Origin of the sequence: Actinomadura rugatobispora, from assembly GCF_042656285.1 — a bacterium.
Taxonomy (GTDB): Bacteria; Actinomycetota; Actinomycetes; order Streptosporangiales; family Streptosporangiaceae; genus Spirillospora; species Spirillospora rugatobispora.
Genome location: NZ_JBHSON010000080.1, coordinates 41,045 through 55,138, shown reverse-complemented (window position 1 = coordinate 55,138; position 14,094 = coordinate 41,045). Strand labels below are relative to the sequence as shown.

Annotated in this window: 4 protein-coding genes; 3 read left to right on the top strand and 1 reads right to left on the bottom strand. The window is 75.8% G+C overall.

Annotated elements, in window-relative coordinates; translation table 11 throughout:
* The 3 genes from ACFPZN_RS41305 to ACFPZN_RS41295 all read left to right on the top strand — a co-directional run.
* Window positions 1-3,130, top strand: a 3,130-nt coding sequence (locus ACFPZN_RS41305) for an SDR family NAD(P)-dependent oxidoreductase (protein WP_378288045.1), incomplete at its 5' end; no start/stop codon positions are given.
* Window positions 3,131-3,163: 33 nt separating this feature from the next.
* A complete protein-coding gene (locus ACFPZN_RS41300; protein WP_378288044.1) occupies window positions 3,164-11,986 on the top strand; it encodes a type I polyketide synthase in 8,823 nt (2,940 codons plus the stop codon).
* On the top strand, window positions 11,983-13,377 hold the full coding sequence (locus ACFPZN_RS41295) for a glycosyltransferase (protein ID WP_378288043.1): 1,395 nt from the start codon (window positions 11,983-11,985) through the stop codon (window positions 13,375-13,377). The genes ACFPZN_RS41300 and ACFPZN_RS41295 overlap by 4 nt, the downstream gene beginning before the upstream one ends.
* A 75-nt stretch (window positions 13,378-13,452) precedes the next feature.
* On the opposite strand, the gene ACFPZN_RS41290 is transcribed toward ACFPZN_RS41295, so the two are convergent.
* A complete protein-coding gene (locus ACFPZN_RS41290; protein WP_378288042.1) occupies window positions 13,453-13,917 on the bottom strand; it encodes a VOC family protein in 465 nt (154 codons plus the stop codon).
* Between the last annotated feature and the right edge of the window lie 177 nt (window positions 13,918-14,094).

Sequence of the window (14,094 nt, the reverse complement as noted above, 5' to 3'; positions counted from 1 at the left end):
GGGGCAGGGGACGCAGTGGGTGGGGATGGGGCGTGACCTGCTGGGGTGTTCGCCGGTGTTCGCGGCGCGGATGGGTGAGTGCGCGGCGGTGCTGGATCCGCTGACGGGGTGGTCGCTGCTGGAGGTCCTGGACGACGGGGAGGCGCTGCGGCGGGTGGATGTGGTGCAGCCGGTGGTGTTCGCGGTGATGGTGTCGCTGGCGGCGGTGTGGGAGTCATGCGGCGTCACGCCGGACGCGGTGGTCGGGCATTCGCAAGGTGAGATCGCGGCCGCGGTCGTGGCGGGTGCGCTGTCGCTGGAGGACGCCGCGACCGTTGTTGTTGCCCGATCGCGTGCGTTGACGGTGCTGTCGGGCCAGGGCGGCATGGCGTCCATCGGCCTTTCCGAGGCGGAGGCGGCCGAGTCGCTCGCGGAGTGGCCGGGGCTGTCGATCGCGGCGGTCAACGGCCCGGACGCCGTCGTGGTCGCGGGTGATGGCGGAGAACTGGAGCGGTTCGTCGCCTCGTGTTCAGACCAGGGTGTGCGGGCCCGGTTGATCGAGGTGGATTACGCCTCGCATTCGTCTCAGGTGGACGGGGTCGCCGATGCTCTGCGAGCGGAACTGGCGGAGGTTCCGGTGGGGACGCAGCGGATCGCGATGATGTCGTCGGTGACCGCGGGCTGGATCGGGTCCGATGGGGTGGCCCCCGACGGGGACTACTGGGTGCGGAACCTGCGCGAGAAGGTCCGTTTCCACGACGCGATCCGCAACCTCGTGGCAGAGGGGTTCCGGTGCTTCGTCGAAATCAGTAGTCATCCGGTGCTGACGCCGGGGATCGAGGCGGCATGCGAGAACGCCGAGGTCACCGCGAGTGTCGTGGGCACGCTCAGGCGCGACGACGGCGGCGCCGCCCGCCTGCTGCGCTCCCTGGGCGAAGCCTGGACGGCCGGGCTCCCCGTGACCTGGCCCATCACACCTGGCCAGCCGATCGACCTGCCCACCTACGCCTTCCAGCACCGGCGCTACTGGCTCACGCCGCGCCCAGCGCCGGCCGAGTCCACGGTGGACGGCGAGTTCTGGAAGCTGGTGGAGCAGGAGGACGTCCAAACGCTGGCGGACTCGCTCGCGGTCGAGGCCGAACCCCTGCGGGACATGGTCCGGTCGCTGCGGACCTGGCACCGCGGCCGGCGATCCCGGTCCGTCATCGACTCCTGGCGCTACCGCGAGTCCTGGCACCCGCTCACCGTCCCGGCCGAGGGGTCGCCGGCCGGAAAGTGGCTGCTGCTCCTGCCGGATTCCGCCGCCGGGCCCGCCCGCGAGGCCGCCACGGCCGTGGCGGACGGCTTCGGCGAGTCCGCGGAGGTGCTCGTCGTCCCGGACGGCGGCGACGGCGCCGAGCTGGCCGAATGGTTCCGTGCCCTCGACGGGGTCGCCGGTGTGCTGTCGCTGCTGGCGCTCGACGAGCGCGCCCATCCCGTGCACGCGGCGATGCCGTCCGGCTTCGTTCACAACCTGCTCGCCCTGCGGGCGATGACGGACGCCGGGGTCGACGCGCCGCTGTGGTGGGCGACCCGCGGCGCGGTGTCCCTCGGCGCCGCCGACCCGGTGCTCGGTGCGGAGCAGGCCATGACCTGGGGGACCGGCCGCGTCGCCGCGCTCGAGTACGCGCGGCGCTGGGGCGGCCTCGTCGACCTGCCCGCGACCGTCGACGAGCGGGCCGTCGCCCTGCTGCGCGGCGTGCTGGCGTCCGGGTCCGGGGAGGACCAGGTCGCGGTGCGCGCGGCCGGGGCGTTCGGGCGGCGGCTCGTCCGCGCCCCGCAGGCCGGGGCGGAGAAGGCGCCGTGGCGGCCGCGCGGCACCGTGCTGATCACCGGCGGCACCGGTGCGCTGGGCGCCCGCGTCGCCCGCTGGGCGGCGGCCAACGGCGCGGAGCATCTGGTCCTCACCGGACGCCGGGGCCCGGACGCCCCCGGCGCCGCCGCCCTGGCCGCCGAGTTGCGCGAGTCCGGCGCCGGGGTGACGGTCGCCGCCTGCGACGCCGCCGACCGGGCGGCGGTGGCCGCCCTGCTGGCCGGGCTGCCCGCGGACCGGCCGCTCACCGCCGTCGTCCACGCGGCCGGGATCGCCGAGGTGGGGATGCTCGCCGAGACCACGGTCCCGGAGTTCGCGCGGACCCTGACCGGGAAGGCCGCGGGCGCGCGGAACCTGCACGAGCTCACGGCCGGTCTCGACCTGGACGCGTTCGTCCTGTTCTCCTCGGGATCGGCGTCCTGGGGCAGCGCGGGCAACGCGGCCTACGCGGCGGGCAACGCCTATCTGGACGGGCTCGCCCAGGTCCGCCGGGCGGCCGGCCTGCCCGCCACCTCGGTGGCGTGGGGGAACTGGGGCGGCGGCGGCCTGACCGCGGGCGCCGGGGAGGAGGCGCTCACCCGGCGCGGCGTCCGGGCGATGGACCCCGACACGGCGGTGCGGGCCCTGGCGCAGGCCGTCGGGCACGGCGAGACGCTGCTGACGATCGCCGACCTCGACTGGGAGCGGTTCGCGCCGCCGTTCGCGCTCGGCCGCCCGAGCCCGCTGATCGGCGAGATCCCGGAGGCGCGGGACGCGCTCGCCGGGGCGGCCGCGGACGAGGGCGCCACGACCGGCCTGCGGCGGCGGCTCGCGGAGCTGACCGCGCCCGAGCGGCGCCGCCTGGTCTCCGTGCTGGTCGGCACCGAGATCGCCGCGGTGCTCGGGTACGCGGGCCCCGACGACGTCGAGCCCGACCGGCCGTTCCAGGAGGTCGGGTTCGACTCGGTCACCGCCGTCGAGCTGCGCAACCGGCTGACGAGGAAGACCGGGACGCCGTTGCCGGCGACCGTGGTGTTCGACCATCCGACACCGGCCGCGATCACCGAGCTGCTCCTGGCGACCCTGGTCGAGACGGACGCCGCGCCGCGCTCCCGGCTCGACGTCCTGGACGAGCTCGCCCGGGAGATGGCGGCCGCGGACCACGACGGCGACACGCGCCGCCAGGTCGTGGTCCGCCTTCAGACCCTCATCGCGAAGCTGAGCGAGAACGGCACCGGGAACGGGGCGGCGAACGGTCTCGACGGCGCCTCCGACGAGGAGCTCTTCGGCTTCATCGACAACGATCTGGGCGTCTCCTGACCCCGGGCACCGTGGGAGAAACGAGGACATCACGTGCGCGTTGAAGACAGGCTGCGCGAGTACCTCAAGCGCGTGACGGCGGACCTTCAGGCCACCCGCGAGCGGCTTCAGGCGGTCGAGTCCGGCTGGGGGGAGCCCGTCGCGATCGTCGGCATGAGCTGCCGCTATCCGGGCGCGGAGTCTCCCGAGGAGCTGTGGCGGGTGGTGGACGCGGGCCGCGACATGATCGCGGACGCGCCCGCGGACCGCGGCTGGGACCCGGAGCTGTCCTGCGCGGGCGGTTTCGTCGCGGACGCGGGCGGCTTCGACGCGGACCTGTTCGGGATCTCGCCGCGCGAGGCGCTGGGGATGGACCCGCAGCAGCGGCTGGTGCTGGAGGCCGCGTGGGAGGCGTTCGAGCGCGCGGGGATCGACCCGCACTCGCTGCGCGGCGGCCGGGCCGGGGTGTTCGTCGGCGGCACGTCCCAGGACTTCGCGATGCGGATGGTGGGCGCCGGCGACTCCGTCCCCAGCTACATCACCGGCGGTTCCGGGAGCGTGCTGTCCGGCCGCGTGGCGTACGTGTTCGGGCTGGAGGGCCCGGCGGTGACGATCGACACGGCGTGCTCGTCGTCGCTGGTGGCGGTGCACCTGGCGGTGCAGTCGCTGCGGTCCGGGGAGAGCTCGCTGGCGCTGGCGGGCGGGGTGGCGGTGATGTCGACGCCGGGCGCCTTCCTGGAGTTCTCGCGGCAGGGCGGGATGGCGTTCGACGGCCGCTGCAAGTCGTTCGCCGCGGCCGCGGACGGCACGGGCTGGGGCGAGGGCGTCGGGATGCTCCTGCTGGAGCGCCTGTCGGACGCCCGGCGCAACGGCCGCCGGGTCCTGGGGATCGTGCGCGGCACGGCGGTGAACCAGGACGGCGCGTCCAACGGGCTGACCGCGCCGAACGGCCTGGCGCAGCAGCGGGTGATCAGGGCGGCGCTGTCCGCCGCGCGGCTGCTGCCCGGCGACGTGGACGTGGTCGAGGCGCACGGCACCGGGACGGTGCTCGGCGACCCGATCGAGGCGCAGGCGCTGCTGGCGGCCTACGGGCAGGACCGGGACCGGCCGCTGCTGCTGGGGTCGATCAAGTCGAACATCGGGCACGCGCAGGCGGCGTCGGGCGTGGCCGGTGTGATCAAGATGGTGCTGGCGCTGCGGCACGGCGTCGTCCCGCGGACGCTGCACGTGGACGAGCCGTCGCCGCACGTGGACTGGTCCGCGGGCGACGTCGAGCTGGTCACGGGCCCGCGCCCGCTGCCGGAGGTGGACCGGCCGTGGCGGGCGGGGGTGTCCTCGTTCGGGATCAGCGGCACCAACGCGCACGTCATCGTCGAGCAGCCCCCGGAGCCGGACGAGGACGCCGCGGCCCGGCAGGCCCCGGCCGGGGAGCCCGCCGCCGGTGACGCGGTGCTCCCCTTCGCGGTGTCGGGGAAGTCCGAGGCCGCGTTGCGGGCGCAGGCGGGCCGGCTGCGCCGGTTCGTCCTGGAGAGCCCCGAGGTCCCGTTGCGCGACCTCGCCTCCGGGCTGGTGTCCTCGCGGGCCGCGCTGGACCGCCGGGCGACGGTGCTCGCCGCCGGCCGGGACGAGCTGCTGGCCGGTCTCGTGGCCGTCGCCGGCGGAACGGCGGCCGGCAACGTGGTGTCCGGTACGGCGCGCGGCACCGCCCGGCTCGGCGTGGTCTTCTCCGGGCAGGGCTCGGAGCGTGTCGGCATGGGCCGCGAACTGTACGAGGCGTTTCCAGTGTTCCGCGACGCCTTCGACGAGGTGTGCGCGGTCGCCGACGGGCTGATCGGCTGCTCGCTGCGGGACGCGGTGTTCGGCGACGCCGCGGAGACCCCCTTGCGGGGGACGCTCTTCGCGCAGCTCGGCCTGTTCGTGGTCGAGGTGTCGCTGTTCCGCCTGGTGCGGTCGTGGGGGGTGCCGGTCGAGGTCGTGCTCGGGCACTCGCTGGGCGAGGTGGTGGCCGCGCACGTCGCCGGGGTGTTCGGCCTGGCGGACGCGGTACGGCTGGTGGTGGCGCGCGGCCGCCTGATGGACGGCGTCTCCGGTGGCGCGATGGCGGCGGTGGAGGCGTCCGAGGAGGCGGTGCGGGCGGCGCTGGCCGACGGGGCGGAGATCGCCGCGGTCAACGGCCCGGACGCGACGGTGGTGTCGGGCGAGCGGGACGCGGTCCGCGCCGTCGCGGGGCGGCTGGCCGAATCCGGTGCGCGGGTGCGCTGGCTGCGGGTGGAGCACGGGTTCCACTCGGCCCAGATGGAGCCGGTGCTGGAGGACTTCCGGCGCGCCATCGCCGATGTGCGGTTCCACCGCCCGGAGATCCCGGTGATCTCCAACGTGACCGGCGGGCTCGCGGGCGCGGAGCTGTGCGACCCCGGCTACTGGGTGCGGCACGTGCGGCGGACGGTGCGGTTCGCCGACGGTGTCGGCGCCGCCGTGGAGGCTGGCGCGACCGCCTTCCTGGAGCTCGGGCCGGACGGCTCGCTGACCTCGCTCGTGCGGTCCCGGCTCGGCGCGGGAGGGCACGATGACGTCCCGGCCGTGGCGGGGCAGCGCCGTGGCCGCGCGGATGCGGCGACGTTGCTCGGCGCCGTCGCGGCCCTGCACGCGGGCGGCCTGCCCGTCGACTGGCGCCGTTGCGTCGGCGGCGGCGCGGGCCCGCTCGACCTGCCGACCTATCCGTTCCAGCGCCGGCACTACTGGCTGAAGACCGAACCGGTGGTGCCCGCCGGGCAGCCGGAAGGGCGCTTCTGGGACCTGCTGCGGGAGGCGGACGCGCCGACGCTCGCCGCGGAGTTCGGTGTCGACGCGGAGGCGGCCGGGCGCGTGCTGCCGGGTCTGCTGGAGTGGCGGCGGCGCGAGGACGACCGGCGCGCCGCGGACTCCTGGCGCTACCGGGAGACGTGGCGGCGTCTCGACCTGCCCGAGGGCGGGCCGTCTGGACGCTGGCTGGTCCTTGTCCCGGACGGCGTCGACGGGGCGGGCTTCCGCGACGTCTTGGCGGCGGCGGGCGCCGAACCGGTCGTCCTGCCCGTGGAGGGCGCCGCGGGGCGGCGGGAGCTGGCCGCCAGGCTCGCGGAGTCCGCCGGGGAGCGGCCCGCCGGAGTGCTGTCCCTGCTCGGCCTGGACGAGCGGCCCGGCCCCGAAGGGCTTCCCGCCGGGCTCGCGGCGTCCGTGCTGCTCGTGCAGGCGCTCGGAGACGCCGGGATCGACGCCCCGCTGTGGTGCGTCACCAGCGGTGCCGTGACCGCCGGCGCGGCCGTGACCAGCCCCGTCCAGAACCAGCTCTGGGGCCTCGGCCGGGTCGTGGCGCTGGAGCATCCCCGCCGCTGGGGCGGCCTGGTCGACCTGCCGTCCGGGTTCCAGGACGGCCCCGCGCGGCTGATGGCCGTCCTGGCGTCCGCGGGCGGCGAGGACCAGGTGGCGATCCGGGAGTCCGGAGTGTTCGGCCGCCGCCTGACCCCGCACCCGGCCACCGGGCAGACCCCGTGGCGGCCCGGCGGCACCATGCTCATCACCGGCGGCACCGGCGCGCTCGGCGCCCGCGTCGCCCGATGGGCGGCCGAACGGGGCGTCGCGGGCCTGCTGCTCACCAGCAGGCAGGGCGCCGACGCGCCGGGGGCGGCGGCGCTGACGGAGGAGCTGACCGCCCTCGGCACCCACGTCACCGTCGCGGCCTGCGACGTCGCCGACCGGGACGAACTGGCCGCGCTGCTGCGCGAGATCCCGGCCGACCGGCCGCTGGCCTCGGTCGTGCACGCCGCCGGTGTCGCGGCGTTCCAGCCGGTCGCCGACCTCGGCCTCGCCGAGCTGGCCGAGCTGACCCGGGCGAAGGTCACCGGCGCCGCGAACCTCGACGCGCTCACCGCGGACCTGCCGCTGGAGGCGTTCGTGCTGTTCTCGTCCGGCGCGGCGGCCTGGGGGAGCGGCGGCAACGCCGCCTACGCCGCGGGCAACGCCTACCTGGACGCGCTCGCGGCCGACCGCACCGCGCGCGGCCTGCCGGCCACGGCCATCGCGTGGGGCACCTGGGCGGGCGGTGGCATGGCCGACGGCGCCGCCGACGCGATGCTGTCCAGGCGGGGCGTGCGGGCCATGGCCCCGGAACCGGCGATCGCCGCGCTCGCCGAGGCGGTCGCCGCGGGCGAGCCCACGGTGACGGTGGCCGACATGGACTGGTCCCGCTTCGCACCGACCTTCACGCTGGCCCGCCCGGCGCCGCTGCTGGACGGTATCCCCGCCGCGCGCGAGGCCCTGCGCGACCAGGCCGGTCCCGCCGACGCGGGCCACGCCGCCGAGCTGCGCCGCATGCTCGCCGCCGCCGACGACCCGGAGCGGGCGGTGGCCGACCTCGTGCGCGCCGAGGTCGCCGTGGTGCTCGGCCATTCCGGCGGCGACGACATCGATCCGGGCCGCCCGTTCGCCGACCTCGGGTTCGATTCGCTGACCGCGGTGGAGCTGCGCGATCGGCTCACCGCCGCCACCGGCCTGAGCCTGCCGGCGACCCTGGTGTTCGACCGCCCGACCGTCGCGGAGCTGGCCGCGCATCTGCTCGCCGAGCTGCGCGGGGACCGCGCGGATCCGTCGGCCGCCGGGCGCGGCGCGGCCTCGCCGGACGAGCCGATCGCCATCGTGGCGATGGGCTGCCGCTACCCGGGCGGCGTCGAGAGCCCTGCGGACCTGTGGGAACTGGTCGCGTCGGGCGCCGACGCGATCGCGCCGGTGCCGGGCGACCGCGGCTGGACGGGCGAGAACGCCGCCGCCGCGGGCGGCTTCCTGCGCGGCGCGGGCGGCTTCGACGCCGGGCTGTTCGCGATCTCGCCGCGCGAGGCCCTGGCGATGGATCCGCAGCAGCGGCTGCTGCTGGAGACGTCGTGGGAGACCTTCGAGCGGGCCGGCATCGACCCGCTGTCGCTGAAGGGCTCCGCCACGGGGGTCTTCGTCGGCGGCACCGCGCAGGACCACTCCCTCAAACTGCTGCTGGCCGGGCCCGACGGCAGCGCCAGTACCAGCGCGTCGAGCAGCGTGCTGTCCGGCCGCCTGGCCTACTCGTTCGGACTGGTCGGGCCCGCGGTGACGGTGGACACGGCGTGCTCGTCGTCGCTGGTCGGGTTGCATCTGGCGGCGCAGTCGCTCCGGTCGGGTGAGTGCGATCTGGCGCTGGCGGGCGGCGTCACGGTGATGGCGACGCCGGGTGCGTTCATGGAGTTCGCGCGGCAGGGCGGGCTGGCGGGCGACGGCCGCTGCAAGTCCTTCGCCGCCGCCGCCGACGGTACGGGCTGGGGTGAGGGCGTCGGGCTGGTGCTGCTGGAGCGGTTGTCGGACGCCGAGCGCAACGGCCGCCGGATCCTGGGTGTGGTCCGTGGCTCGGCGGTGAATCAGGACGGTGCGTCCAATGGGTTGACGGCGCCGAATGGTTTGTCGCAGCAGCGGGTGATCGGTGCGGCGCTGGCGAGCGCGGGCCTGTCGGCTGGTGAGGTCGACGTGGTGGAGGCGCATGGCACCGGGACGGTGCTGGGTGATCCGATCGAGGCGCAGGCGGTCTTGGCGACCTACGGGCAGGACCGGGAGCGTCCGGTGCTGTTGGGGTCGGTGAAGTCGAACATCGGTCATACGCAGGCGGCGGCCGGGGTCGCCGGGGTGATCAAGATGGTGATGGCGCTGCGGGAGGGCGTGGTCCCCGCGTCGTTGCATCTGGACGAGCCGTCCCCCCACGTGGACTGGTCGAGCGGAGCGGTCGAGCTGGCCGCCGGGGCGCACGACCTGCCCGAGCTGGACCGGCCCTGGCGCGCCGGGATCTCCTCGTTCGGGATCAGCGGGACCAACGCCCACGTCATCATCGAACAGGCCCCCGAGGCGGCCGAGGTCGTCGAGCCCGAGACCGATACCTCCCCGCTGCCCTTCCCGGTGTCGGGGAAGACCGACACCGCGCTGCGAGAGCAGGCCGCGCGGCTGCGCGATCTCGTTCTCCGCGACCCCGGAACCGGGCTGCGGGACGTGGCGTGGACGCTGATGTCCGCCCGTGCCGCACTGGAGCGACGCGCGGTGGTGATCGCCGCCGACCGCGACGAGCTGGCCGCCGGCCTGGCCCAGGTCGCCGACGAGGGGACCGGCGTCTGGGGCGCGGGCCCCGACGGCCTGCGGGCGGCGGCCACCGCCTGGACGGCGGGCTCGCCGGTCGAATGGCCGGTCGAGAGCGGCCGGACCGTGGAGCTGCCCACCTACGCGTTCCAGCGCGCCGACTACTGGCTGGACGGTGACCCCCTGGCCCGGACGGGAAGCGGCCTGGACGGGTGGCGCTACCGCGAGACCTGGGAGCCGGTGCCCCTCGGCCCGCCCGCCGACCCCGGCCCGGTCCTGGCCGTGCTGCCCGCGCACGGCCTGGACGACGCGGCGCGCGCCCTGCTCACCGGCCTCGGCCGCACGGCCGAGGTGCACCGCCTGACGGTCGGCGACCTCGATCGGGAGAGCCTCGCCGCGCGGCTGCGGGCGGCCCCGCCGGTCCGGGCCGTGCTGTCCCTGCTGGGCCTGGACGAGCGCCCCGACCCGGACCGTCCCGCCGTCCCGCTCGGCGTCGCGGCAAGCCTGCTGCTCGCCCAGGGGCTGCTGGACGCCGGTGTCACCGCGCCGCAGTGGTGGCTGACCCGCGGCGCGGTGTCGACCGAGCCCGACGATCCCGTCACCGGCTCCGCGCAGGCGCAGCTCCTCGGCATCGGCCGGGTCATGGCGCTGGAGCACCCCCGCACCTGGGGCGGCCTGGTCGACGTCGGCGACGCTTCGGCGGCCGACCTGCTGGCGCGGATCCTGGCGGGCGCCGCGGGCGAGCACGTCCACCGCGGGCTGCGCGCGGACGGCGTCCTCGGGCGCCGCCTCGTCCCGGCCCCGCAGACGGGGACGCGGGAGTGGCGGCCGCGCGGCACCGTGCTGATCACCGGTGGGACCGGCGGCCTCGGCGCCCATGTCGCGCGCTGGGCCGCCGCGAACGGTGCCGAGCAGGTGGTGCTGGTCAGCCGATCCGGCAAGCGGGCGCCCGGCGCGGCGGAATTGGAGGCGGAACTCGCGGCGTCGACCGCGGTCCGCATCGAGGCGTGCGACGTCGCCGACCGCGACGCCCTGGCCGCGCTGCTCGACGGCCTGCCCGAACCGCCGACGGCCGTGGTGCACGCCGCGGGGGCCACGGGATCGGAGCCGGTCGCCGGCCTCGGCGTCGACGGCTTCGCCGCCGTGACCACGGCGAAGGTCGCCGGCGCCGCGAACCTCGACGCGCTCACCGCCGGGTACCCGCTCGACGCGTTCGTCCTGTTCTCGTCCTGCGCCGGGTTGTGGGGCAGCGCGGGCGGCGCGGCCTACTGCGCCTCCAACACCTACCTGACCGGGCTTGCCCAGGACCGGGCTCGGCGCGGGCTCCCGGCGACCTCGATCGCGTGGGGCGCGTGGGCGGGCGAGGGGATGAGCGGCGGCGAGGCGCTGGCGGCGCTGCGCGCCCGGGGGCTGCGGCCGATGCCGCCCGAGGAGTCCCTGCGCGCCCTCGCCCTCGCGGTCGGCGCCGGGGACGGGCACGTCGCCGTCACCGACGTGGACTGGCCCCGGTTCGCCCCGACGTTCACCATCGCCCGGCCCAGCCCGCTGATCGGCGGCGTGCCGGCGGCGCGCGCCGCGCTCGACGCCGGGGCCGGGGGCCCGGCCGGCGCGGCAGCCGACCCCCGGGCGCGCGACAGGCTCGCGGCGCTGCCGCCGGGCGAGCGGCAGGAGACGGTGGCCCGCCTGGTGCGCACCGAGATCGCCGCCGTGCTCGGGTACGCGGGGCCGGACGAGGTCGGCCCCGCCCGCCCGCTCGCCGAGCTGGGCTTCGACTCGCTGACCGGGATGGAGTTGCGCGACCGGCTCGCCAGGGCGACCGGCCTCACCCTGCCCGCCACGGTGGTCTTCGACCATCCGACCGCGGACGCGCTCGCCCGGGAACTGCTGGAGCGGCTGGGCGCCGGGGCGCCGCCCGCGCAGTCTCCGGCGAGCCTGGCCGCGCTCTACCGCGACGCGTGCGCGGTGGGCCGGTTCACCGAGGCCAACGAGATGATCATGATGGCCGGCCGGCTGCGCGCCACGTTCGCCGACCCCGCCGAGCCGGGGGCGGCGGGCTCGCCCGTCCGGATGGCCACCGGGGCGGCGGCCGGGCCGGTGCTGGTCGGGATCCCCGCGACCAGCATGCTGTCCGGGCCGCACGAGTTCGTCCGGTTCGCCCGCGCGCTGGACGGGAAACGCGAGCTGTGGGTGCTGCCGGTGCCGGGATTCGTCGCGGGCGAGAAGCTGCCCGCGACGCTGGACGCCCTGGTCGAGCTGCACGCGAACGCGGCCCTGGACGTCGCCGCCGGGCGCCCGCTCGTCCTGGTCGGCCGCTCGTCCGGCGGCACCCTCGCGCACCAGGTCGCCCTGCGCCTGGAGGAGCGCGGCGTCCGCCCCGCCGGGCTGGTGCTGCTGGACACCTACGAGGTGGGCAGCGAGGCGGCCGAGCAGGCCCAGCCGGGACTGCTGGCGAACCTGGGCGACCAGGAGGCCAGGTTCGGCGCCATCGACGACGTCCGGCTCACCGCGATGGCCGCCTACTTCGCGCTGCTGTCGGGATGGCGGCGGCGGAACCCGCAGGCCCCGAGCCTGTTCGTCCGCGCGACCGGGGACCTGGCCCCCGGCGAGGCGGCCCGCAGCACGTGGTCCCTCGACCACGAACTGGCCGAGGTCGCCGCGGACCACTTCAGCATGACCGAGGAGCACGCGGAAGACACCGCGGCCACGGTCGACGGCTGGATCACCACGAAGACCGCGACGGAGGAGACACACGCATGACAGAGCACCGCGGCCCGATCCTGTTCGCCTCCAACCCCAGCGCGGGACTGATCAACTGCGTGCTGGCCATGGCCGGCGAGGTCAACCGGCGCGGGGGCGCCGACCTGTGGTTCGCCAGCACCGAGGACCGCAGCGGGGACGTGTGGCGCCTGCCCGGAGCGGAGCGGGTGCGGTTCGTCTCCGTCGGCGAGCACCTCCCGGCCGTCGACCCGGTGAGCTGGCCGGACGAGACGCACCGCGCGCTGATCGGGGAGTCACGGCTGCGCCGGTACACGACCTTCCTGGACCACGCCTTCGACGCCGCCGACGTCTGGGCGAAGTACGAGCGCCTGCTGGCCGAGATCGACCGCATCCGCCCGGCCCTGATGGTCGTCGACTCCTCGACCGGCTGGGCGCTGGACGCGGCGATGGTCCGCGGCGTCCCCTACGTGATGACGGTGCCCCTCCCGGCGAGCGGCGCCTACCTGGACCGGCTGCCGTGGGGCTACCCGGCCCCGTTCAGCGGCCTGCCCGGGCGGATGGGCCCGCGCCAGCGGATCGCCAACGTCGCGTTCCGCATCGGCAGCAGGCTCGCGTTCTTCACGCCGTCCCGGCTTCGCATGATCGCGGAGAACGCGCGCCGCCGTAAGGGCGCCGACCTGCCCAACGTCGCCGCCGCGCCCTCACGCTACGCCGACGGAGCAGAGGCCGTCCTCAGCACCATGGTGCCGGAACTGGAGTACCCCTTCCCCGGCCAGGAGAAGGTGACCATGCTCGGCGCGGTGCTCCCCGAGGAGGACGGGGCGGCCGCCGGCGACGACGGCGGCGAGCTGGCCGCCTGGCTGGACCGGCACGAGTCCATCGTCTACATCGGGTTCGGGACCATCATGCGGCCCACCGCGGCGCAGGTGAAGGCGATCGTGGAGATGTGCGAGCGACTCGGGGACCGGCACCAGGTGCTGTGGCGGCTGCCCGCCGCCCGGCACGAACTGCTGCCGGAGAAGCCGCCGGGCAACCTGCGCGTCGAGACCTGGCTGCCGTCCCAGCTCGCGGTGCTCGCCCACCCGAACGTGCGGGTCTTCTTCAACCACGCCGGGGGCAACGCCGTGACCGAGGGCCTCTACTTCGGCAAGCCGCTCCTGGTGCTGCCGTTCTGGATGGACTGCCACGACTACGCGGTCCGCGCCGTCGACAGCGGCGCCGCGCTGGCGCTGGACCAGCGGGAGAGCGGCGACGCCGAGGTGATCACGGCGAAGCTGGAGCGGCTGCTGGCCGAGGACGGCTTCCGCGACGCCGCGCGCGCCATCGCGGACAGCCAGCGCGGCGCGGGCGGGGTCCGCGCCGCCGCCGACCTGATCGAGCGGGCCGCGGCCGCGGCCGCACGTCCCGCGCCCGACCCGACCGCGGCATGAGACCGCGCCGCCGGGACCGGTGGGACCGGTCCCGGCGGCGCGGGCGAAGGCTTCGGTGTGTTCGGACGGGCCGGCTCAGACATCCTTGAGCGCGTCCGGGACCGGGGTCGTCCCGGGCTCGACCGCGTTGGGGTTCGGCGTCGAGTCCTGGCTCATGTTCATGGAGAACAGGCCGATCAGGGTGCCCCGGTTGTCCCGGACGTGCGCGATGTCGAAGGTGCCGTCCTCGTTCTTCATCGGCGGGATCGTGACCCGGCCGCCGGCCTCCTCGACCCGCCGGCAGGTGTCCCTCAGGTCGTCGACCTGGAGGACCAGCGTCACGTACTCCTCGGGCACCTCGGTCCCCTCCGGCGTCAGCTTGGTGTCGAACACGGTGCCGAACGGCATGTTGCTGCCCTCCGGAGTGTTGGCGAAGCTGAACGGGTTCCCCTTTCCCTCGGTGAAGCTCCAGCCGAATGCCTGCTCGTAGAACTTCTCGGCCGCACCGGGGTCGCGGCTGCCGATCTCGAAGAACATGACTCGTGCGGTGGCGTTGGACAATGGTCCGTTCCTTTCGGGGTGAATTCAGCTCTCGCCGGGATGGTATTCATGGACCATGAGGCCGTGTCCGCGGCCAATTTAAGTCGCCGATTTCAGGCTGTCAACACAGGTGGGGAGCCTTCGGTGCCCGCTCCGGGTGCGCTAGGGGTGCTGGTTTAGGGGGTCTTTTAGCTAGGT

Bases quoted from the DNA above. Each gene is read 5' to 3' on its own strand.
- ACFPZN_RS41295 (WP_378288043.1), top strand. From the start codon at position 11,983: ATGACAGAGCACCGCGGCCCGATCCTGTTCGCCTCCAACCCCAGCGCG.